Below are 21,312 nucleotides of genomic sequence, written 5' to 3'. Positions count from 1 at the left end.
ATCCTGGCGGTATTTTAGTTTGGTTTGGGAGCTGGACTTCTCCCGAGCGCAGCGAAAGGAACGACAGGACGCTATTCTAGCGGAATTAGCTATTTGAGCCAGCGAGAGGGAACTGTGTTCCTCTATTCTGGCATTTTGGGCAGCGAAGGTGTCCATTTCGCTGAGATAAAGCCCTCTCGTTACCCTTAACCTGCGGAACCTCATCTTTTTGCCTATATAGCGGCCTGGAGTTCCGCTATATGCTTTATTCCACTGCTGATGTCTTCAATTTTTATATATGACGTCATATATAACCGAGCCATTCGCTTAAATGGATTAAAAGCCTGTTTTTCAACTTCTAAGCAAATATATATTGTGTAATATATTTATGTGTGATACATTTATGTCATACTAAATCAGACAAGGGGGATACAGATGAGAGTTGGACTAAGCGGTACAGGAAGAATTGGAAGGCTCGTCTTGAGGAAAGCATTAACCGATAAGCAGCAGGATTTCGAGTTGACAGTAGTAAACTCAACTTGTCCCATTCATGTGTTAGCCCATTTGCTGAAATATGATTCGGTTCATGGTACTTGGGACGCGAAAATTGAAGTGATCAATGATAACGTGCTGAAAATTAACGGACAACTAATTACTGTCATTTGTGAAAGAGAGCCGGATTTGCTGCCTTGGGGGGACTTTGGCGTCCAACTGGTGATCGATGCCACCGGGAAGTTTAACCATCGGCATGGGGCTGAGCGCCACCTGTTTGCTGGTGCCCGTAAGGTACTGATTACGGCGCCGGGAACGAACATGGACCTGACGATGGTCATGGGGGTCAATGAAAGCATGTACGACGCCCAGCAGCATCATTTGATCTCCACAGCCTCCTGTACAACGAACTGTATCGCTCCTATTTTGCATCTGTTGGATCAGGCTTTTCAGATCAAGATGGGTTGGATGACAACCGTCCATGCGTTCACGAATGATCAAAATCATTTGGACAATCCGCATAAGGATCTGCGCCGAGCCCGAGCTTGCACGAATTCGATTATTCCGACTTCAACCGGAGTGGGAAAAGCGCTAATAGATGTCCTGCCTCATCTCGCCAGCCATATTCAAGGAGTATCCGTTCGTGTACCTACCCAGGATGTCTCCCTGCTCGATCTTCAAGTGGTAGTGGGTCGCAATGTACAAGTCGATGAAGTAAAGCATGCCATGAAACAGGCGATTGCCGGTCCATTGGGAGCTTTTGTTGACTACAATGAATTGCCTCTTGTCTCTGCGGATTATATCGGAAACGGGAAATCCGCTATCATAGACGGTCTTTCGATGATGACGAAGGACAATCAAATCAAGCTTTTGGCTTGGTATGACAATGAATGGGGCTACGCGAGCCGAGTCGTTGACGCAGTCGCCTATATATCTCGTGCGGAGCGCACGCAAGAAAGGGAGGGAGCGGCATGTCTAACTCAATCAGTTTGATATTGGAATCAGGGGTAATCGCTCAAAAGAATGAACTGGGCCTTATTATTTGTAAATCGTGTAATGAAGTCATTGGAACACTGCCAACGGATGGGTTTAAAAAGTTTTACGTGGTGTGCCAGAAATGCGCATGCAATGATAATAAGGAGGCAAATAAATGACGACGAAGAAACAAGCGGTCCAAGTGGTTCCTTTTCAACAGGGGGACGCTTCAATGAAAGCTTTGCTTGGCGGAAAGGGGGCCAATCTTGCAGAAATGACGCGCGCTGGCCTTCCTGTTCCTCCAGGTTTCACCATCACGACGGAGGCCTGTTTAGCCTTTTTTGAAACGGGCAATCGGCTTTCAGATGCACTTCTTGAACAAATCGAAGAATCGCTTAATGATCTGGAGAAACAGAAAGATCAGACATTTGGGGATGCATGCAATCCGCTGCTTGTTTCTGTGCGTTCCGGTTCGGTAAGCTCGATGCCTGGTATGATGGATACCATATTGAATCTCGGTCTTAACGACAAGACCGTCTGTGGATTGGCGACGCTTACAAACAACGAAAAGTTTGCCTATGATTGTTACCGGCGCTTGCTGCAAATGTTTGGCAACGTCGTGCTTGGTGTGGAATCCCGTCATTTTGAAGAGATGCTTCATCGCTTGAAAGAGAAGGAGGGCGCTCACCAAGATCAGGATGTGACGGCGGCCGGGTGGAAGGCGCTGATTGAGGAGTATAAGGCTTGCATTTTGTCCCAAACGGGCAAAGCTTTCCCGCAAAACGTATACGAGCAGCTGCGTATGGCGATCGAGGCCGTATTCAAATCATGGCATAATCCGAGAGCCCGTATTTACCGTAAAATGAACCGGATTCCGGACGATCAGGGGACCGCGGTCAATGTTCAGAGCATGGTTTTTGGCAATATGGGCGGCAATTGCGGTACAGGCGTTGTCTTCACGAGAAATCCGTCCACTGGAGAGAACACGTTTTTTGGTGAATACTTAATCAATGCACAAGGGGAAGATGTGGTTGCAGGGATCCGTACACCGCTGCCGATTGCCGCTCTTCAGGAGGAGATGCCCGCAATTTATGAGCAGTTGTTAGGTGCTTCCAAGCAGCTGGAGAAACATTATAAAGATATGCAGGATATCGAATTTACGGTCGAAAATAATAGGTTGTATCTGCTGCAAACGCGCAGCGGTAAACGTAATGCGCAAGCTGCGCTGAAGATTGCCGTTGATTTGGTCCAAGAAGGCGTATTAACGAAGCAAGACGCCGTCAGCCGCATTGAAGTGCTGCATCTGGATCAGCTTCTCCATCGGGGGATTGACGAAGCTGCTGTAGTTGATGTTTTGGCACAGGGGCTCCCGGCATCACCAGGAGCAGCGGTTGGACAGCTCGTATTCGATGCCGATACGGCGGAAGAATGGGTGCGTGCCGGCAAGACGGTCATTCTGGCCAGAACCGAGACGACGCCGGAGGATATACATGGCGTTATCGCTTCGGAAGGCGTGCTTACGAGCCGGGGCGGGATGACGAGCCATGCCGCGGTTGTAGCCAGAGGGATGGGTAAGCCTTGCGTGTGCGGCTGCGAAGAGATTCGAATCGTACCGGAGGAGAAGCGCTTGTTCGCCCAAAACAAGATCGTAGAAGAAGGGGATTGGCTTACACTAGACGGCGCTACTGGACGTGTCATCATCGGGGCTATGCCTTTGCAGGAAGCACGAATGACGGATGAGCTTCTCGTTATGCTGAAGTGGGCGGATGAGATTCGTACGCTGAACGTTTTTGCGAATGCAGATAACCCGCACGATGCCGGTATCGCAAGACAGCTTGGCGCAGAGGGAATCGGGCTATGCCGAACAGAGCATATGTTTTTCTCCCCGGCTCGTCTGCCTGTTGTCCAACGCATGATTCTTGCGGAAGATAAGGAAGAGCGCATGAAAGCACTCTCTCAATTGCTTCCTATGCAGCAGTCGGATTTTGAAGGGATTTTCGAACAGATGGATGGTCTCCCAGTGACGATCCGCCTGCTCGATCCGCCACTGCATGAGTTTCTTCCTAACCTTGAGGATTTGCAAAAAAGACATGCCCAGCTGACGTACGACCGTGATGGTTCCGTTAAGGAAAGAGAAGAAATCGCCCACTTACTTCGCAAGGTGCAAGCGCTGCATGAAGCGAATCCCATGCTGGGGCAGCGGGGCTGCCGGCTAGGTATCGTGTATCCTGAAATCTATGATATGCAGATTGAGGCTATTTTCCGCGCAGCTTCCCAGTGTATTGACAGAGGCGTCCGGGTGCTCCCGGAAATCATGATCCCGCTTGTCGGCCATGCCAACGAACTGAAAATTTTACGAGAGCTTGTCGACTTCGTGGCCCTGCAAGTGCTGGGGACTGACAAGCTGCGCGAATGTCCATACAAAGTCGGGACGATGATTGAGGTTCCGCGCGCCGCGCTAACTGCGCGTCAAATTGCAGCGCATGCCGATTTCTTCTCTTTCGGCACTAACGACTTAACGCAAATGACGTTTGGCTATAGCCGTGATGATGCGGAAGGGAAATTTCTAACGCACTATGTCAATGAGAAACTGCTTCCGAATAACCCTTTTCAGGTACTCGACACCGAAGGGGTCGGGCAATTGATTGAATTAGGCGTGAATGTGGGACGTCTAGTGAAGCCGTCATTAAAAACAGGCATTTGCGGTGAGCATGGCGGTGACAGAGAATCCATCTTTTTCTGCCATAGGATCGGATTGGACTATGTGAGCTGTTCCCCTTACCGGATTCCTTTGGCACGGATAGCCGCAGCGCAGGCTTTTCTCCTTTATGGCGAACCCGGAACATATATGGCGGCACAAGCGATGTGAATTAGTGAATATAAATCGGTTAGAAAAAGGGCTCTCCTCAAGTAGTAAAACTACTTGCAGGACAGCCCTTTTTCTGATTACTTTATGACTTTCAATTGTTTCAATATGCTTGCGAGTGTGTCTTGGTTGAAGTTGACGGCTTTCATTTGTCCGAGCACGAAAGATTCGGCTTGGCCGATTAGTCCGCGAAGTGCTGTCAGGTTTGCAGCAAGGCTTTCGGGACTTGGATTCGTTACGTTGATTTGTGAAGCCAATTGACGCAAGGCATCCATAAGCCCGGAAACGCCACTTTCAGTCATAAAGTTTGGACCAACCAAACTTCTAACTTGGTTAAGAACGCTTTGTAATTCTGCCCACGTACTTTCTCCTAAATTTAACTTGCCAATCTCGGCTTGAAGCTGATTGAGAAACTGAGAACTTGTTGGGTCTTCCATGTTTGCGTCCATAGTGGCTTGGATTTCTCCAAGTTTCGTCAGAACATTGCCAATAGTCTGTTCTTTTAAATTTGATTGGGATCAAAGCTATTAATTTTATTTCAATAGAATAGATTTCTGCCGCATTCGGGTTTGCTCTAGTGTACATACGATATTTTGATATGAAAAACATTGATAGAAACTGTTTCTCATGACTATCGATATGGGAGGGGGGGACAATCAATGCCAGATAACCGGATTCGGATAAACTCTGACTTCTGGAAAGGCAAGCATGTATTCGTTACTGGCCACACGGGCTTTAAGGGGACTTGGTTGAGCTTATGGTTGCATGGCATGGGAGCCAACGTTACGGGTTATTCCTTACAACCGCCGACTGAACCGAGTCTATTTGAGCTATGCCGAATGGATGAGATCGTGACGTCTTACACGGCTGATATCCGAAATATGGCGGCTTTATCGGCGGCACTGAAAGAAGCAGCTCCGGATATTATTTTTCACTTGGCGGCGCAACCATTAGTTCGAGCATCGTACCTGAATCCCATAGAAACCTATGAGATGAATACGATGGGGACGGTTAATTTGCTTGAGGCAGTGCGCCAAGCCGTAAAAGGCGGATCCCCGGTCAAGGCCGTCATCCATGTTTCAACAGATAAGGTTTATTCGCAATTGGATGAGTCGAGAGGATACCGTGAAACTGACCGTTTAGGAGGCGGTGATCCCTACTCGAACAGTAAAGCTTGCACCGAGCTGATCATCTCCAGCTATCGCCAAGTTTTTCAAAATGACGCTGACCAATCGAACGGGCAGGTAGCCATCGCATCCGTGAGAGCCGCCAATGTGATTGGCGGTGGAGATTGGGCAGCAGATCGCCTGATTCCTGATTGCTTCAGGGCCATCCTTCAAGGGCAGCCCATTAAGCTCAGATATCCGCAGGCTGTTCGCCCATGGCAGCATGTGCTTGAGCCGCTGCACGGATATTTACTGCTAGTGGAGCAGCTATATGAAAACAAGCAATTTGCGCAAGCCTGGAATTTCGGTCCCAAGGACGAAGATACAATTTCGGTAGAGCAAGTTGTAAGCGAACTGTGCAAGAAATGGGGAGATCAGGCGTCCTATCAAGTTGATCAGGCGGAGCATCCGCATGAGGTACATGTTTTACGATTAGATTGCACCAAGTCCCGCACTCTGCTTGGTTGGTATCCGCGGTGGGATTTGGATACAGCCATTGCCAAAACCATAGACTGGGTCAAAGCATCCTTGAACCAGGAAAATGGCAGGGAAATTTGCTGTAAACAAATTCAGGAATATGTTCTGGGAAGTGAGACTCATGATCATTAAACCAGGCAGTCTCCAAGGAATTTATGACATCACGTTAGCTCCCAACCTTGATCATCGTGGTTATTTTACCCGTATGTATGACGTAAACATCATGACCGCGCATGGCCTTCACCGCAATTGGGTGCAAGAAAACCGTTCCTTTTCCAAACAAAAAGGGACGATTCGGGGGCTGCATTTTCAATGCGAGCCTCAAGCAGAGACTAAACTCGTTTGGGTCAGCAGAGGAGCTATTTTAGATGTCTTTGTCGACATACGAAGAGACTCGCCTACATTCGGCTGTTATGAGAGCAGGCTGTTGACCGAGGAAAACTTTGCAATGGTTTATATATCGCCTGGTTTTGCCCATGGCTTCTGTACGCTATCCGACAATTGTGAAGTTATGTACAAGGTAGACAACGCCTATTCACCGGCACATGAGGGCGGGATTTTGTGGAAGGATCCTTGCCTGCAGATACCATGGCCCGTTCAGCAACCGATTATATCGGAAAAGGATCAACGACTTCCAACACTAGATAAATTGAAAAGGAGAGATTGAAATGAATCCGCTTGTTAGCATTCTTATTCCCACGTACAACCGGCCACATTATTTCGAACAAGCAGCTGAAGAGTGCATTTAACCAAACGTATGACAATATTGAAATCGTCGTTAGTGATAATAGTGACAATAATGCTACTGAACTTGTGGTCCAAAAATATCAGGCACTGCCGGGAGGCTCGAAGATCAGATATATCAGAAATTCTGAGAACAATGGGCCAATTGCGAATCAACAACAAAGCTTAAATCTAGCAAAAGGTGAATTTATTAATTATTTAATGGACGATGATTTATTTCACCCGCAAAAAATACAAAAGATGATGGTTTACATGCTGCAGTATCCGGATGTGACCTTAGTCACGTCGCAACGAAGAGTAATTAATTCCGCAGGGCGTCAATTCTATGTTCCTCCATTTGGAACATTCAAGCAGCTTTACCCGAGAGACACCATTGTAGACGGACGAGTGCTTACAAGGAGGCTGGAAGATCAAACGAATTATTTGGGCGAGCCGACCACGGTTCTGTTTCGAAGAAAAGATCTGTTGGAGCCTTTTGGCATGCTGCTAGGCAAACAGGTTTATTTTGCTGTCGATTTGGCGAGCTGGCTCCATCTTCTAAGTAGAGGAAAAGGCGTCTACATGGTCCAACCGCTTAGCTATTTGCGCTATCACTCCCAGCAGCTGTCCCAGCATGAAATGGCCAAAGAAGTTGCCAAAATGGATATCGAAACATTTAAAAACTTTGCGAAGCAGCAAGGCTATGCGTCAGATAAAATGATCAAAGATTTTGAGAATAAACAACAGCAAAAGAGCCAGCAAAGCAGTCAGAAAAAGACGGATACATCGATCGAAAAAATGATTATGAAAATGATCGCGAATAAGAAAAAGAAAGGGTGGTAATGCTTGAAAGCGATTCTTAGGGAATACAAACAAGCACGGGGCGAGCAAATCTCATCGTATTGTCTACCCATTATTGTAGATGGCAAAGTACTAGGCAGACTCAAGCCCCTAACCATAGAATCTATTGAAAATGAAATGGAAATGAAAGCTTTGACGGAGTGGAGGGCAGCGGCTAGCATGTGGTTTGCAACGCAATTCCCTGCAACGGAGGAAGGGACGAAAGCATGGGTTCAGCATCAGATCATTGAGGTGGATGACCGGATTTTATTCATTCTTGAAGATGAGGAGCAGACACCGATCGGTCAAATCGGTTTAAAGCACTATGATGAAACTAACAAAACGTGTGAATACGATAATTTGTTAAGAGGCCGCAAAGGGCGATATGGCAACATTGTCTTGTATGCGCTCCTTACCTTGGGAGCCTGGAGTTTGCGCGAGTTAGGCATTCAGAAGGGGTATTTGAATGTGCTTTCGGATAATGCCCGTGCGATTCAAATTTATAAGACTTTAGGAGCTGTGGAAGTGGAAAGAAGACCGCTGCGTAAAGAGGCGGACGGTGAAGTCATTCGATGGATTCCCGCAGTGGGACAGTTAGAAGGGGAGCCTGAACGGGAAATGGTAACAATGGTGGTGACAAGAGAAGCTTTTATCCGCAGATTTGGCGATGCTGTTGGCCTGGATCAGGAGGAGGGGGAAACGTGGACATAAGACTGTTCAAGCCATCCGTTGGCGATGAAGAACTGGAGAGCATTAGACAAGTATTTAACAAAGCATGGCTTGGACTTGGTCCCAAAGTAGGCGAATTTGAGAAAAAATGGAGTGAGTATATCGGCTGCGCAGAATCGGTGGGAGTCAACTCCTGTACAGCCGCACTACATTTGGCTTTATCCGCTTTTAAATTCACCAAAGGGAAAAAAGTGTTGGTCCCCGTCGTCACATTTGCAGCAACAGCTATGGCGGTTTTGTATAACGGGCTGATTCCGGTGTTTGTGGATGTGGATGAGACGACCTTTGGCATCAGCATGGAAGATTTGGAACGGAAATATGATCAGGATTGCGTTGCTGTCATTCCCGTTCACTTTATGGGCCATCCCATACCTATGGATCAGTTGATATCTTGGGCCAAATTGCGAGGCTTGAAAGTTATTGAAGATACAGCCCACTCGGCTGGAGGTCAATATAAAGGCAAGTCGCTCGGGACTTGGGGAGATATTGGCTGTTTTAGTTTCGAAGAAAAAAAATGCATGACAACCGGCGACGGCGGGATGATTTCATCCCAAGATCCTGAGCTGCTGCGGCCATTGCGGCATTCGCGATGGGTTGGAATCAACAAGGATACGTGGGAGCGATATGAGGAAAACGCTTCATATCATGCCGATGCCAACAGCTGGTATTATGAAATATCCGATGTCGGCTATAAATATAATATGAACGATCTCATGGCCTCCATCGGACTCATTCAGTTAACGAAGTTGGATGCGATGAACCGAAGAAGAGAAGCGATTATCGGGAAGTATGTTGCCGGGCTGTCAGGCGGCATATATGTTCGACCCGCTATCCCTTATCACTTGCAGGATTCTTCCTATTGGGCATTTGTCGTACGTGTTAAGGAGAGGGAGCAATTCATTCTGCATATGAAGAAAAAAGGGGTGGCGACCGGCGTGCATTATATGCCACTGACGATGCATCCTCTTTTCGCGCCGTATGCGGCAGAAACGCCGAACGCTGACACACTTTGGCGAGAACTTGTTACACTCCCGTTGTTCCCTGATTTAAAGGATGAAGAGATCGCGTATGTGCTGGAAAGTGTGCATACTTATGCGCCTTAAAGGGGCAGTGGCAACGTCAGCCTAGACACTATGCATAGGAAAGGAGTTAAGCGTCTTAAGATGCTTAACTCCTTTTCAGGTGTTACTTATTTCTGCTTCTTCTCTTTTCGAGCCGTTCAGCGAGTTTCTTCAAATCTTTCGCCATAGAGGACAGCTGTTTGGTATTTTCGCTGACGCTTGCAAGCTGACGCACTCTTGGCAGAAGTTCATCCAAATACTGATCGTTCGTGGCTTCGCTCCATTTTGAGAAATTGTCCAGTACACTTTTGTCCAATCTGCTTAAAACCCCGGTAAAAGCGGAAGAGTCCTCGAATATGCCTTGTTGTCTTGTCAGAAGGCTAGCGTCTATCCAATCGCATTTGCGCCCTATTCGTGACAATAACGTGTGTGTTAATTGGGTGGGATGGTTGCGAAATGAACTTAATGTATCTTTGAGAAATACTGCATGCTTCGTGGTCAACAAAGCGAGCCAGGAGGCGACGTCGACATTGCTAAAGGCTTGTTTTCCGCAAAATGTCCCAAATGGCTCTCGCAGATCGGACTTTCTAAAAAGCACGGCAGTCGGCTCGCCAATCTGGTTTTTCATATCGGTAATCATACTCTTCATGATCGTTCGCCCGTTGATAAGTACGGTTTCTTTTTTATTAGACATTTTAAAAGGCGGATCCTTGGAGATGCTAATCGGCTCACCCGAGTCGTTAATGATTTGCCTCCGGGAGGTCACGAGCCCTACATTCCGGTTCGTGATGAAGTAGGGAACCATAAGCTCGATTTTTCTTGGATGAAACAAGTCGTCATCCATTAAATAGTTAACATATTCCCCCGCGGCCAGTTGGAAACATTTATGTTGGTTGGCAATAGGCCCAATGTTCGTTTCGTTCCTTACATACTTGATTCTTGAGCCGTTCGGCGAGGTCAAATACGAATTCACTACTTGCTCTGTTGCATTATCCCGGCTATTATCGCAAATAATAATTTCAATATGGGGATAAGTTTGGCTAAGTGCGCTTATCAATGCTTGTTTCAAATAAAGCGGACGCTCAAAAGTTGGCAGCAATATACTTACAAGTGGCGTCATCCTATTACTCCTTTCAACACCGGTTGGAGCTTAGTCGGCGAATTACCATATTTTCCATGGAGCTTGTCCCGATTCCCAAATCCATTGCAGATGCTGCTGATCCCGCAGTGTCTCCATTGCAAGCCAGAAGTCATCATGCTTATACGCATGCAGCTGCCCCGATGCGGCGAGCTGCTCCAAGGGCTCCTTCTCAAAATGGGTTAAATCGCCCTCGATATAATCAAAAACCTGCGGCTGCAGAACAAAGAAACCGCCGTTCACCCATCCGCCTTCACCTTTCGGTTTTTCTTGGAATTTGGCGATTTCATTGCCGCTGCCGAAAAAGAGCGAACCGAATCTAGCTGTGGGCTGTACGGCTGTGAGTGTTGCTAATTTGCCGTGTTCCTGATGGAATTTCACCACTTGGGGGATGTTTACGTTCGTTAGTCCGTCCCCATACGTTAGGAGGAAGGGCTCATCGCCGATATATTTCTGAATCCGCTTGATGCGTCCGCCCGTCATTGTTTCCTCACCGGTATGCACAAGCGTAATTAGCCATGGCTCTGCGCGCGGCGTAAGATAGTGAGTGGAGTTCGTCTGCAAATTAATGATCACATCAGATTCGTGTATCGGGTAGGTGACAAAAAAGTCTTTTATGACGTGCCCCTTATATCCCAGGCATATAATAAACTCGTTAAAACCATAAGTTGAGTAAATTTTCATAATATGCCATAGAATAGGTTTTTCACCAATGAGAATCATAGGTTTAGGCTTGGAATCGGTTTCTTCACGAAATCGGGTGCCAAGTCCGCCAGCTAGAATTACGACTTTCATCCTCATTCCTCCTTTCTATGGTTCTAAAAACTACCTTGCTATATCATATGTAAATCTCTTGAAATTGACAGAGACAACTATAAATAGATAGATGTAAATGGGGGGACGACTAGAGGAGTTAAATTGGATGGTTGAAATAGCACCAAAGTGGAGGATGAAAGTCAGACCACTTTTCGCTATAATGAGACCAACAGATCATCAAATAAACCAAAATGGGGTAATCACTATGAACATGTATATCTATTACGCGATATTCTCGCTTATCTTGTTATTTGGATTAGTTACTACGTTTATGATTGGCTTTTCTCGTAAGAATCGGGAAGGGGATACCACTTACTTCCAGAAAACAGGAGTAAAATGGGTTCGTCTCACTTCCTTCTACGTTGTTGCGATCGCAGCAGGTTTGTTAGCATTGATCGCTTATATCAGGTATCTGATTCAATGAGAAAGACCGCCTCTTTGCAGCTCCATAGCAAAGAGGCGGTCTTTTTCATTTCTTGTGAATTGTAAGCTTCGTATAGCTGGAGAAACATTTTATCAGGTGAGAATTGCGCCTGGATATCAGGACATGTTCCAAAATGATCAACATGAGGAAAGCTCTTCCCCGCTACCATACTTGTATGGTAGTATGGTAATAACGATTGAAATTGGGAGGTGAAGCCAAACATTGTTTATGAAACCCATCATTAGTACGACGCGCGATGCCGTTTATCATGCGCTTAAAGAGCAAATTCTTATGCTGGATTTGCTGCCGGGTACTGGGATTTCGGAGAAGGAAATATCCGTGCAATTTGGTGTGAGCCGAACGCCGGTGCGCGAGAGCTTCGTTCAATTATCCCAAGAAGGCCTGCTCGATATTTATCCGCAGCGAGGTACGGTCGTGTCGCTTATCGACTTGGAACGTGTGGAAGAGGCACGCTTTATCCGGGAGCAGTTGGAGCGGGCTGTGATTGCCTTGGCGTGTGAAAGCTTTCCGCAAGAGTCGTTGCAGCAGCTTCGATCCAATTTGGCTTATCAGCAAGTCTCGATGCGGGAGAAGGATTTTAAGAAGATGTTCGAGTTGGATGAAGCCTTCCACCGAACCATCTTTGAAGGGTGCAGAAAGCTGAATACCTGGGCTGTCATCCAGCAAGTGAATGTTCATCTCAACCGAACCCGCATGCTTAGGCTAGCGGCGGACCACAGGTGGGATGAGCTCTATGAACAGCATCAACAAATGGTGGATGCGATTGAGCATCACGAAGGCGGCAAAGCTGAGCACTTGATGAACACGCATCTTCATCTCACCATTGCAGATCAAACCGTACTGAAAGAGAAATTTCCGACGTATTTCAAAGAATAACTGTCAGGGAGGCGGCAAATAAGATGAAAATGGTTTTTCGCTGGTTTGGCGAAGGCAACGATACCGTGACGCTTACGCAAATCAAGCAAATTCCCGGCGTAGAGGGCATTGTTTGGGCTTTGCACGATGTTCCGGCAGGTGAAGAGTGGCCGATGGATAAAATATGGCAGGTGAAGGAAGCTGCTGATAAGGCTGGCCTGCATATGAAAGTAGTCGAAAGCGTCAATATACATGAGGATATCAAGCTGGGTCTGCCGAGCCGTGATCTCTACATAGACAATTATAAGAAAACGATTGTGAAGCTGGCTGAGGTCGGCGTGAAGGTGATCTGCTATAATTTCATGCCCGTTTTTGATTGGGTACGGACAGATCTGCATAAGGAATTAGAGGATGGCTCCACTGCACTTTTCTATGAAAAGGAGAAGGTCGCCCATCTCAACTTAGATGAACAAGTGCAGAGGATTAACGCTAATCCGAACTTTACGATGCCTGGCTGGGAGCCGGAGCGGCTCGCGCGTCTGACCGAATTGTTCGATGCTTACAAGGATGTAACGGAAGAGCAGCTGTTTGAGAACGCCAAATATTTTCTGGAAGAAATCATTCCCTTCGCAGCTAAGCATGACATCCGCATGGCGATTCATCCGGATGATCCGCCGTGGCCGATTTTTGGGCTGCCGCGTATCATTACCGGTCAAGACAATATCCGCCGTTTCTTAAATCTTGTTGATAGTCCCTACAACGGATTGACAATGTGCAGCGGATCGCTGGGAGCGAACCCGGCGAATGATATTGTCGCCATCGTGAACGAGTTCGCTGATCGCATTCCGTTTGCGCATATCCGCAATGTTCGGGTGTATGAAAACGGTGATTTCATTGAAACGTCGCATCGTACAACAGATGGAACGGTAGATATCGCCGGTATTGTCAATGCACTGCATGATAACGATTATGAAGGGTATTGCCGCCCGGACCACGGCCGGCATATTTGGGACGAGCAGTGCAGACCGGGTTACGGTCTCTATGACCGTGCGCTCGGCATTATGTATTTATGGGGATTATGGGACGCTAACCGCAGAAAATTACAAGGAGAAAGGATTGGCGACTAGATATGAAAGGAATTACGCAGTTTCCGGCATTGCAAGGAAAAGTTGTTGTTATTACAGGAGGGGCTGGCGTGCTGTGCCGGGTTATGGCGCTTGAACTGGCTCGTCAAGGCGGGCGCATCGCGATTTTGAACCGGTCTGTGGAAAAAGGGCAGGAAGTTGCGGCTGAGATTGCTGCAGCTGGGGGCGAAGCGATCGCGTTGTCATGCGACGTGACGGATGCAGAAAGTGTGTCCCGGGCAGCGGAAGCGATTATGGAGCAGCTTGGACCTTGTGATATCTTGATCAACGGGGCTGGCGGCAATCATGCGAGCGCGAATACGACGAACGAAATCTTCAAGCTGGAAGATCTGACCAATCCGGACATTCAAACTTTCTATGATTTAAGCGTGACGGGGTTTCGCAATGTGCTAGACTTGAACTTTGTCGGAACGTTGATTCCTACGCAAATTTTTACGAAACAGATGATCGGCAGACAAGACGCGACCGTTATCAATATTTCATCGATGAGCGCACCTTCGCCGATGACGAAAGTTCCGGCGTACAGTGCCGCGAAAGCCGCAATCGATAATTTCACCCAGTGGCTGGCTGTGCATATGGCGGAAAGCGGGATTCGCGTCAACGCGATAGCGCCGGGTTTCTTCTTGACGAAGCAGAACGAGAAGCTGCTGCTGAAGGAAGACGGCACGCTCACCGAGCGTTCGCACAAGATCATTTCCCATACGCCGATGCGCCGTTTCGGCAAGCCTGAGGATCTGCTCGGCACGCTGCTTTGGCTGACAGACCCTAACTTGTCCGGTTTCGTAACGGGCGCGACGATTCCTGTGGACGGCGGTTTTATGGCGTATTCGGGCGTATAAGTGCAAGGAAGTCAAACCTGTTCAACTCAAAAAAGAGTTAAGCGCAGATCGGCTGCTTAACTCTTTTTTCTGCATTTACAACGTAACAATGTTATGTTACATTGTTTTTGGAGGAGGTATGCAATTTGGATGAGGAATTAATTTCAAAGAAAGACTTATTGGAATTAACAGGCATATCTTATGGTCAGCTTTACCGCTGGAAGCGCAAGAACTTGCTGCCGGAAGAATGGTTTATCCGGAAGTCGGCGTTTACGGGGCAGGAGACGTTTTTCCCGAAGCAGATGATGTTGGCGCGAATCGATAAAATTAAAAACATGAAAGATGATTTGTCGTTGGACGAATTGGCAGAAGTATTTTCGCCGGTTCCGACAGATCTGCGTATAGATAGAAATGAGCTTATGAAACGAAACATTGTTTCGTTGATAACTGCGGAGTATGCAGAGCCTATCATGGGACCAACGCAGGTGTACACCTTCGAACAGGCTTTATATTTGTATGTGTTTGATTTCTGCTTACAATCAGGCGAGATGAATTTGGATGAAGGCAAGCACTTGCTTCAGACACTTAGTGAGAATTACCCCAAGTTCGACGGAAAGCCATCCGAATTGATTTTTATGCGAAAAATGGGGATGTCTGTGTTCCTGCTCCTATCCTCAGGCAGTGAGCTGTATACGGAGAATAGTGTGAAACTTGTGTTACGGGTCCACATGGCCAAGAAGGTGGAAGAGTTGAAGATGAAAATCACAGCGGTATGAGGGAGGGGAAAGCGATGAGTTCAGATGGCAGCCGCAACCTGATCATCTCCAGTATAGGCTCTTCCAACGGCGGAACCGTTCGGAACGCCAAAATTGATGGAGTAGGCAAAGTAGACGGTGACATCGCGTGTACCGACTTTATTTTGAATGGCAGAGTAGAGGTACTGGGCAGTCTGAAGGCAACGAGTGCGGATATGAATGGATCAGCAGTGATTGAAGGCAATCTGCATGCAGCACATACCCGCATCCAGGGGAGAGTCCGGATCGAGGGTGATTTTGTCGGGGAAAGCATGGAAATGAACGGAACGGTCGTTGTAAAAGGGGGCTGTGAGGCGGAAACGTTCAACGCAATCGGCAAGCTGCAATTGGGCGCGCTGAACGCGGATAACATCCGCATCACTGTTCACGGGAACTCTTCGATTGGTGAAATCGGCGGGGAATCGATTCGCATTCGCAAACAGCCGGGCAATGATTTTGCCAAGTGGCTGAGGGTGCTGCCATTACCTCTTGGCAATAAGCTTACGGCTCAAATTATTGAAGGGGATGACATTGATCTCGCCTACACGACCGCTGAAGTGGTGCGAGGGGCCAATGTCACAATTGGACCTGGCTGTGAGATCGGTCTGGTTGAATATTCGCTCAGATTTGATCAAGACAAAAGTGCTGCCGTGAAACGGTTTAAGAAAGTATAAAATCCGCGTTCGGAAAGGAGGAAAGCAGGATGAAAGGAAATCTTACCATTACAGGCAGTTCAACGGCTATAGGCGGCCAATACGATAAAGTGAAAATTGTCGGCGAAGGCAATATTGAAGGGGACGTTCAGTGCAATCAGCTGAGATGCGTAGGCACAATGGATATGGATGGCAGCTTGCATGCAGAGCATATGAGCGTCGTAGGGACTTGTTCATGGACGGGTGGCGTTCAAGGAAATGCCCTCAAAATATCCGGTACTGTGAGCGTTTCCGGCGATGCGAAAATTGGCAAGATTAGCGGCGCAGGAACGTTGGAAGCGCGTGGCGACCTATACAGTGACCGGCTGGAGCTGAAGGGTCAGCTTGTGACGGCGGGGGACTGCGAAGCGGAGGAATTCAAGATCAGGGGCATGTTTGAAGTCGGCGGCTTGCTCAATGCCGGAGAAATGGACATCAAGCTGTACCGGATTTCGAGCGCCAAGGAGATTGGCGGCGAAAAAATAAGGATTCGTAGAGCGAGTGTGCTGAGTCCGTATAGCTTCTTTTTCATGCCGGCGTCGGATGCGCAGTTAACGGTTGATGTCATAGAAGGGGATGACATTGATCTGGAGTATACAAAGGCCAGAGTCGTTCGCGGAAATCGAGTGACCATCGGAGCGGGCTGCGAAATCGAACTGGTGGAGTACAAGGAAAGTTTGCAGCGGAAGAAGGATGCTGTCATCCACGCTAATAGCAAAAAATAATCTGCTTGGAGAAGGGACGGTAAAGGATGAGTTCTGGATTTCGTGAAGTCATTTCGACGGAGGCGCAATTTGAAGAATTGCGTTCTCTTAGCGGCCAGCCGAGTCAGCGTGCGGCCGATAAGGTCATTTCCAAATTGGATCAGCATTGCCGGGCGTTTATTGCTAAATCGCCTTTTTTAGCTTTGGCTACTTCCAATCGCATGGGGCAGTGCGATGTTTCACCGCGGGGGGATGCTCCGGGGTTCGTACGTGTTCTTGACGAACAACGGCTTTTTATTCCCGAACGTCCGGGCAACCGGAGAATGGATTCGGTCCAAAATATTTTAACGAACCCGCATATCGGACTTATATTTTTAATCCCGGGCTTAGGAGAGACGCTAAGGGTTAATGGCAAAGCTTATATAACCCGTGATCACGAACTGCTTGAACAATGCGCAGTTAACGGACGCAGTCCTCTATTTGGCATAGGCGTTGAGGTGGAAGAGTGTTATATGCACTGTGCCAAAGCATTTATTCGTTCGGGGCTATGGTCTCCGGAGTCCTGGAGCTCCCAAACGGACCTGCCTTCCATTCCGCAAATGTTGATGGATCACGCGAAAATATCCAACACGACAGCTGAACAAGTAGCCAAAGAATTGAATGAAAGTTATACAAAGAGGCTTTATTGATAGATAGATTACAAAAACAATATTTCAATGCATGCAACTTTTGCTGAAACATCTCCGTTTAGTAGTTAACACACGAAGGTTATATAAAATAACCTATTAAAAGGAGAGAAGTTACTGTGAAAAAATTAGCTACTGCAGCATTGTCGTCTGTTTTGTTGGGAGCACTGACTTTTAATACCGCATTTGCCTTTTCAGATGTCGAAAGCGGACAAGCCGAGGCTATCAACGCACTATATGATCGTGGAGTTGTAAGTGGCGTGGATCATGAACATTTTGCTCCTAAAGGTAAAATCAGCTATGCGCAAACCGTACAAATCATTGTGAAAGGTTTGGATCTGAATATGGATCTGCTGAGATTCATTAAGAAGCCGGTAGCATCAGATCTATATACAAATATCCCGAATGACGCGTGGTATGCTGAAGCGTTCATCATCGCTCATTACAATGGCGTAGAAATTCCGAAAGATGTGAATCCGAATGCAACCATTACGCGCGAGCAATTCGGCGAATTGTTGATTCGTGCCCTTGAGAAAAAGGGTAACTTCCCAATGATCAAAATCGCGCCAGCCGACATCAAGGATGCTGACCAAATTACACCGGAGTATCAAGGTGCTCTGCAGCGAATGCTGGTGTATAAAATTGCCTCGCTCGACAAAGATGGAAAACTGAATCCGAAGGCGGAAATTACACGCGGCGAAGCGGCAACTTGGGTTTACAACGCAAGTAAAGTGCTTGCTGCACATACGCAAAAGCCGGCTGAGACAGAGAATGTCACAGTGAATGTTGAAAAAGTTACGGATGACGTCAACAAGGTGACCTTGACTCGTGAATCTAAACCTACTAGTGGCTACGGGATTGAAATTACCGGTATCCAATTCGGACTGGATGGTAATGCAGTCATTACGTATACATTGACGGATCCACAACCAGACTCCATGAACGCTGAAGTTATTACTGAACCAAAAGCGGTAACTTATGTATCTTCCAAATACAAAGCGGTAGCTGAACCAGCCGTAAAATAAGAACAAAAAGTGCTTCCTCATGATGAGTGAAGCACTTTTTTTGTAAGGCGCGTCCTTTACTTCCTATGCCTTAGATGGAATTATCTGCGCACTTGGATTATCCGGCTCATCCACTGTCCCCTTTTGCAAGAATGAATAGGTTTGCAGCAGCTCTAAGAATCGATTGTTCCTTAGGAATAGCTTAGCATGTATCGTCACGTTATATTTTGGATATATAAGCACTCAACATAGAGGACCTGGCGGATACCGCCAGGTCTTTTAAGCCTTCCCAAGTACTACCGATGTTCGATGAGGTCAATAGCCCCCAAAACGACATGAGCCAGTCCAAATCCCAGCACACCAGTTGCAGCAAGTTTATACTTGCTTCCTAGCAGCGAAGCAGCAGAAGCTGTTACGACAGTCCCAAGCACAGCTGGGATTAAACCTTCACGCATGTGTATCACTCCCATTGGTTTTTTTGGAAAGACAAAGCTTAGTGTAGAACAATCCCTTATAAATTATCCGTCAAAGCAAAAGGAATACGCGGAACAGATGGTAAGGAAATGGAAGTTGCACTCCTTAAAAAAACGGTTGCAAAAGCTCATAGATCAACTTATGATAGAAATTGAATTCACTAAATTACTTATTAATTAATGAAAATATTAATCTAAGGAGCGAATTTCTGTGACTAACCGAATTACCATTAACGCCGATAGGGCGAAAGGCACCATTAACCGCAATATTTACGGGCATTTCTCAGAGCACTTGGGACGCTGCATTTATGAGGGCTTATGGGTCGGCGAGGATTCAGAGATTCCCAACACGAACGGGATACGAAACGATGTCGCAGCCGCTTTGAAACAGATGAAAATCCCCGTATTAAGATGGCCTGGCGGATGTTTTGCGGACGAATATCATTGGAAAGACGGCATTGGTCCCAAAGAAAACCGGAAACGGATGATTAATACGCATTGGGGCGGCGTGGTGGAAAATAATCATTTCGGGACGCATGAGTTTATGATGCTTTGCGAGATGTTGGAGTGCGAGCCGTATATTAACGGCAATGTCGGAAGCGGGACCGTTCAGGAAATGTCGGAGTGGGTGGAATATTTGACCTTTGAGGGTGTGTCCCCTATGGCCGAAATGCGATCAGCCAACGGCAGAACGGAACCGTGGAAGGTGAAATACTTCGGCGTGGGCAATGAGAATTGGGGCTGCGGCGGAAACATGCGACCGGAATATTATGCGGATCTGTATCGCCAATTCCAAACGTATGTCCGTAATTACGGCAGCAATCGTATACATAAAGTTGCTTGCGGCCCTAACACAGACGACTATCATTGGATGGAAACGCTGATGAAGCAGGCGCATCGTTATATGGATTCGATCACACTGCACTATTACACGGTTCCGGGTGATTCTTGGCAGGAAAAAGGTGCGGCGACCGGCTTTCCCGAGGAGATGTGGCGTGTCACGCTGAAGAAAGCTCTGTTCATGGAGGAGCTGATTCGTAAACATTCCGCCATCATGGATCAGTACGATCCGGAGAAAAGAATCGGGCTGCTCGTCGACGAGTGGGGCACATGGCACGATGTGGAACCGGGAACGAATCCAGGCTTCCTGTATCAGCAGAACACGATCCGCGATGCCCTTGTCGCTGGTATTTCGCTGAACATCTTCAATGCGCACTGCGATCGCGTGCAGATGGCGAATATCGCACAATTAGTGAATGTGCTGCAGGCTGTTATTCTGACTGAAGGGGAGAAAATGGTGCTTACGCCAACCTACCATGTTTTCGACATGTATAAGGTTCACCAGGATGCAGAGCTGCTGGATATCCACCAGTCCATCAAGGAGATGGGAGAGGGGAAAGAGGGAATTCCGCAAATATCTGTTTCTGCATCTAAGGATGACACGGGGCGGGTCCACATCAGTTTGTGCAATCTGGATCATCAAGGCGGCGCGAAAGTCGAATTGGAGCTGCGCGGCTTGGTTGGCAAGCACGTCTTCGTCAAAGGCACGACATTGACTTCAGATGCGATCGACGGTCATAACACATTCGAAGAAGCGAATAAAGTAGCGCCGACGGAGTTCACAGCGTTCAGCTTGGACGGACACATGCTACATGCGGAACTTCCTCCGATGTCCGTTACCGTCTTGGAAGTAATCGCGGAGTAAGTTGGATGTTTGATAATCGAGCGTGCAAAGGGTGCCGCGAGGATTTCAAGATCACGGATGCGCAAATCGACAGGATGCTTCAAGCACCGATGTTTCAGTCAGATGAAGTGTGCGTACCTGAATCGGTATACCGCGAGCGGCTAAGCATGTGCAGCCAGTGTCCCAAGTTGTTAAGCGGGAATACATGCTCGCTATGCGGATGCATTGTGCGAGTGGCCGCTAAGCTGAAGGACAAAAGCTGTCCGTATCCGGGAGCTGTCGGGTGGCAGCGTTATACGGAGAAGCCAAAGGTGACGGGAGCAGCCCCGACCTGATGGTTTTAGTGGGAACGATAGTCCGTTATTTGCCGCAAAAGCGGCCATATTGCAATTAAGCCCGAATAGCGCCCTATAGTTCCCACTTATTGCTTAGGAGATATCAATAAAGGAAATGAGGCTCTCTCAAAAGGTCTGAAAAGACCTAAGAGAGAGCCTCATGTATTATTATATCTCATCATTGTTACCTTTGAGAAATGCCCCAGAACCGCAAAATGTCATCTTTTCTGCTCTATTTCTTAATGAGTTTCAATTGTAAGGCCTGTTCTTCCGTTAAGATGAATTCCTCTTTGGGCCAAATTTCCTCATTCTTGTCTCTGCCGAAAAGACGAAGAATTTCATTCCACACGCCTTTTTCAATAGCTTCCGCGGCTGAAATCATAATTTTCAATCAAACCGCCTCCTTTTGTTGTTT

The 21,312-nt window shown here is 47.3% G+C and carries 23 protein-coding genes; 18 read left to right on the top strand and 5 right to left on the bottom strand.

Annotation, left to right across the window (positions count from 1 at the left end; translation table 11 throughout):
• Positions 1 to 414 precede the first annotated feature (414 nt).
• A complete protein-coding gene (gene gap, locus J2Z65_RS09590; RefSeq protein WP_167053273.1) occupies positions 415 to 1,464 on the top strand; it encodes a type I glyceraldehyde-3-phosphate dehydrogenase in 1,050 nt (349 codons plus the stop codon).
• A 157-nt stretch (positions 1,465 to 1,621) separates the two neighbouring features.
• Complete coding sequence (ppdK, locus tag J2Z65_RS09580; protein ID WP_167053277.1) at positions 1,622 to 4,315, top strand: pyruvate, phosphate dikinase; 2,694 nt, start codon at positions 1,622 to 1,624, stop codon at positions 4,313 to 4,315.
• Between the two features lie 77 nt (positions 4,316 to 4,392).
• Here the strand turns inward: ppdK and J2Z65_RS09575 are convergent, their stop codons facing one another.
• On the bottom strand, positions 4,393 to 4,761 hold the full coding sequence (locus J2Z65_RS09575; RefSeq protein ID WP_167053279.1) for a hypothetical protein: 369 nt from the start codon (positions 4,759 to 4,761) through the stop codon (positions 4,393 to 4,395).
• 210 nt (positions 4,762 to 4,971) lie between these two features.
• Here J2Z65_RS09575 and rfbG point away from each other — a divergent pair, with 210 nt between their 5' ends.
• Genes rfbG through J2Z65_RS09550 form a run of 5 tightly spaced genes read left to right on the top strand, consistent with a single transcriptional unit; the run spans position 4,972 to position 9,350 of the window.
• Entirely contained in the window at positions 4,972 to 6,087 is a 1,116-nt protein-coding gene (rfbG, locus tag J2Z65_RS09570; RefSeq protein ID WP_167053281.1) for a CDP-glucose 4,6-dehydratase, read from the top strand.
• Complete coding sequence (gene rfbC / locus J2Z65_RS09565) at positions 6,077 to 6,622, top strand: dTDP-4-dehydrorhamnose 3,5-epimerase (protein ID WP_193580777.1); 546 nt, start codon at positions 6,077 to 6,079, stop codon at positions 6,620 to 6,622. Before rfbG ends, rfbC begins: the two co-directional genes overlap by 11 nt.
• Before the next feature lie 11 nt (positions 6,623 to 6,633).
• Positions 6,634 to 7,521: a glycosyltransferase family 2 protein gene (locus J2Z65_RS09560; protein WP_167053284.1), complete on the top strand. Its 888-nt coding sequence runs from the start codon at positions 6,634 to 6,636 to the stop codon at positions 7,519 to 7,521.
• A 3-nt stretch (positions 7,522 to 7,524) separates the two neighbouring features.
• Positions 7,525 to 8,229, top strand: coding sequence for a GNAT family N-acetyltransferase (locus tag J2Z65_RS09555; RefSeq protein WP_167053286.1), 705 nt, complete (start codon positions 7,525 to 7,527; stop codon positions 8,227 to 8,229).
• A complete protein-coding gene (locus tag J2Z65_RS09550) occupies positions 8,220 to 9,350 on the top strand; it encodes an aminotransferase class I/II-fold pyridoxal phosphate-dependent enzyme (RefSeq protein WP_167053288.1) in 1,131 nt (376 codons plus the stop codon). Before J2Z65_RS09555 ends, J2Z65_RS09550 begins: the two co-directional genes overlap by 10 nt.
• An 82-nt stretch (positions 9,351 to 9,432) precedes the next feature.
• Here the strand turns inward: J2Z65_RS09550 and J2Z65_RS09545 are convergent, their stop codons facing one another.
• Together J2Z65_RS09545 and rfbF are read right to left on the bottom strand one after the other, a co-directional pair.
• The gene (locus tag J2Z65_RS09545) at positions 9,433 to 10,428 is read right to left on the bottom strand and encodes a glycosyltransferase family 2 protein (RefSeq protein WP_167053290.1); all 996 of its coding nucleotides are present in this window, start codon (positions 10,426 to 10,428) and stop codon (positions 9,433 to 9,435) included.
• Between the two features lie 42 nt (positions 10,429 to 10,470).
• A complete protein-coding gene (gene rfbF / locus J2Z65_RS09540) occupies positions 10,471 to 11,241 on the bottom strand; it encodes a glucose-1-phosphate cytidylyltransferase (protein WP_167053292.1) in 771 nt (256 codons plus the stop codon).
• 226 nt (positions 11,242 to 11,467) lie between these two features.
• On the opposite strand from rfbF, the gene J2Z65_RS09535 reads away from it, so the two are divergent.
• From J2Z65_RS09535 to J2Z65_RS09495, 9 genes are all read left to right on the top strand, one after another.
• On the top strand, positions 11,468 to 11,686 hold the full coding sequence (locus J2Z65_RS09535; protein ID WP_167053294.1) for a hypothetical protein: 219 nt from the start codon (positions 11,468 to 11,470) through the stop codon (positions 11,684 to 11,686).
• A gap of 228 nt (positions 11,687 to 11,914) precedes the next feature.
• Entirely contained in the window at positions 11,915 to 12,583 is a 669-nt protein-coding gene (locus J2Z65_RS09530) for a GntR family transcriptional regulator (RefSeq protein ID WP_167054357.1), read from the top strand.
• Between the two features lie 23 nt (positions 12,584 to 12,606).
• Positions 12,607 to 13,689, top strand: a complete 1,083-nt coding sequence (gene uxuA, locus J2Z65_RS09525) for a mannonate dehydratase (protein WP_167053296.1) — start codon at positions 12,607 to 12,609, stop codon at positions 13,687 to 13,689.
• Positions 13,690 to 13,691: 2 nt separating this feature from the next.
• Positions 13,692 to 14,546 (top strand): SDR family oxidoreductase, encoded by an 855-nt coding sequence (locus J2Z65_RS09520; protein ID WP_167053298.1) that lies wholly within the window; start codon positions 13,692 to 13,694, stop codon positions 14,544 to 14,546.
• Between the two features lie 125 nt (positions 14,547 to 14,671).
• Positions 14,672 to 15,301, top strand: coding sequence for a YhbD family protein (locus J2Z65_RS09515; RefSeq protein ID WP_167053300.1), 630 nt, complete (start codon positions 14,672 to 14,674; stop codon positions 15,299 to 15,301).
• A gap of 14 nt (positions 15,302 to 15,315) precedes the next feature.
• Complete coding sequence (locus J2Z65_RS09510) at positions 15,316 to 15,993, top strand: polymer-forming cytoskeletal protein (protein ID WP_167053302.1); 678 nt, start codon at positions 15,316 to 15,318, stop codon at positions 15,991 to 15,993.
• 29 nt (positions 15,994 to 16,022) lie between these two features.
• Positions 16,023 to 16,736: a hypothetical protein gene (locus tag J2Z65_RS09505; protein ID WP_167053304.1), complete on the top strand. Its 714-nt coding sequence runs from the start codon at positions 16,023 to 16,025 to the stop codon at positions 16,734 to 16,736.
• Positions 16,737 to 16,762: 26 nt separating this feature from the next.
• Positions 16,763 to 17,404, top strand: a complete 642-nt coding sequence (locus J2Z65_RS09500) for a pyridoxamine 5'-phosphate oxidase family protein (RefSeq protein WP_167053306.1) — start codon at positions 16,763 to 16,765, stop codon at positions 17,402 to 17,404.
• Between the two features lie 116 nt (positions 17,405 to 17,520).
• Positions 17,521 to 18,426, top strand: coding sequence for an S-layer homology domain-containing protein (locus J2Z65_RS09495; RefSeq protein ID WP_167053308.1), 906 nt, complete (start codon positions 17,521 to 17,523; stop codon positions 18,424 to 18,426).
• Between the two features lie 275 nt (positions 18,427 to 18,701).
• On the opposite strand, the gene J2Z65_RS09490 is transcribed toward J2Z65_RS09495, so the two are convergent.
• A complete protein-coding gene (locus J2Z65_RS09490) occupies positions 18,702 to 18,860 on the bottom strand; it encodes an asparagine synthase (RefSeq protein ID WP_127449393.1) in 159 nt (52 codons plus the stop codon).
• 229 nt (positions 18,861 to 19,089) lie between these two features.
• Here J2Z65_RS09490 and J2Z65_RS09485 point away from each other — a divergent pair, with 229 nt between their 5' ends.
• Entirely contained in the window at positions 19,090 to 20,583 is a 1,494-nt protein-coding gene (locus J2Z65_RS09485; protein WP_167053309.1) for an alpha-L-arabinofuranosidase C-terminal domain-containing protein, read from the top strand.
• A gap of 5 nt (positions 20,584 to 20,588) precedes the next feature.
• The gene (locus J2Z65_RS09480; RefSeq protein WP_167053311.1) at positions 20,589 to 20,897 is read left to right on the top strand and encodes a DUF6171 family protein; all 309 of its coding nucleotides are present in this window, start codon (positions 20,589 to 20,591) and stop codon (positions 20,895 to 20,897) included.
• 232 nt (positions 20,898 to 21,129) lie between these two features.
• Here the strand turns inward: J2Z65_RS09480 and J2Z65_RS09475 are convergent, their stop codons facing one another.
• Positions 21,130 to 21,288, bottom strand: coding sequence for a hypothetical protein (locus tag J2Z65_RS09475; RefSeq protein WP_167053313.1), 159 nt, complete (start codon positions 21,286 to 21,288; stop codon positions 21,130 to 21,132).
• Between the last annotated feature and the right edge of the window lie 24 nt (positions 21,289 to 21,312).

This window comes from Paenibacillus aceris (genome assembly GCF_017874035.1).
In the GTDB taxonomy this organism is placed as follows: Bacteria; Bacillota; Bacilli; order Paenibacillales; family NBRC-103111; genus Paenibacillus_E; species Paenibacillus_E aceris.
The sequence above is the reverse complement of the archived record's forward strand: the minus strand, read 5'-3'. Positions and strand labels throughout refer to the sequence as shown.

What these genes read in the sequence shown, in the direction of transcription:
- J2Z65_RS09575 (WP_167053279.1), bottom strand. Translation starts at nt 4,761, where the DNA reads ATGGACGCAAACATGGAAGACCCAACAAGTTCTCAGTTTCTCAATCAG.
- ppdK (WP_167053277.1), top strand. Translation starts at nt 1,622, where the DNA reads ATGACGACGAAGAAACAAGCGGTCCAAGTGGTTCCTTTTCAACAGGGG.
- J2Z65_RS09520 (WP_167053298.1), top strand. Translation starts at nt 13,692, where the DNA reads ATGAAAGGAATTACGCAGTTTCCGGCATTGCAAGGAAAAGTTGTTGTT.
- J2Z65_RS09480 (WP_167053311.1), top strand. Translation starts at nt 20,589, where the DNA reads ATGTTTGATAATCGAGCGTGCAAAGGGTGCCGCGAGGATTTCAAGATC.
- rfbC (WP_193580777.1), top strand. Translation starts at nt 6,077, where the DNA reads ATGATCATTAAACCAGGCAGTCTCCAAGGAATTTATGACATCACGTTA.
- J2Z65_RS09545 (WP_167053290.1), bottom strand. Translation starts at nt 10,428, where the DNA reads ATGACGCCACTTGTAAGTATATTGCTGCCAACTTTTGAGCGTCCGCTT.
- J2Z65_RS09500 (WP_167053306.1), top strand. Translation starts at nt 16,763, where the DNA reads ATGAGTTCTGGATTTCGTGAAGTCATTTCGACGGAGGCGCAATTTGAA.
- J2Z65_RS09510 (WP_167053302.1), top strand. Translation starts at nt 15,316, where the DNA reads ATGAGTTCAGATGGCAGCCGCAACCTGATCATCTCCAGTATAGGCTCT.
- rfbG (WP_167053281.1), top strand. Translation starts at nt 4,972, where the DNA reads ATGCCAGATAACCGGATTCGGATAAACTCTGACTTCTGGAAAGGCAAG.
- uxuA (WP_167053296.1), top strand. Translation starts at nt 12,607, where the DNA reads ATGAAAATGGTTTTTCGCTGGTTTGGCGAAGGCAACGATACCGTGACG.
- rfbF (WP_167053292.1), bottom strand. Translation starts at nt 11,241, where the DNA reads ATGAAAGTCGTAATTCTAGCTGGCGGACTTGGCACCCGATTTCGTGAA.
- J2Z65_RS09535 (WP_167053294.1), top strand. Translation starts at nt 11,468, where the DNA reads ATGAACATGTATATCTATTACGCGATATTCTCGCTTATCTTGTTATTT.
- gap (WP_167053273.1), top strand. Translation starts at nt 415, where the DNA reads ATGAGAGTTGGACTAAGCGGTACAGGAAGAATTGGAAGGCTCGTCTTG.
- J2Z65_RS09490 (WP_127449393.1), bottom strand. Translation starts at nt 18,860, where the DNA reads ATGCGTGAAGGTTTAATCCCAGCTGTGCTTGGGACTGTCGTAACAGCT.
- J2Z65_RS09530 (WP_167054357.1), top strand. Translation starts at nt 11,915, where the DNA reads ATGAAACCCATCATTAGTACGACGCGCGATGCCGTTTATCATGCGCTT.
- J2Z65_RS09505 (WP_167053304.1), top strand. Translation starts at nt 16,023, where the DNA reads ATGAAAGGAAATCTTACCATTACAGGCAGTTCAACGGCTATAGGCGGC.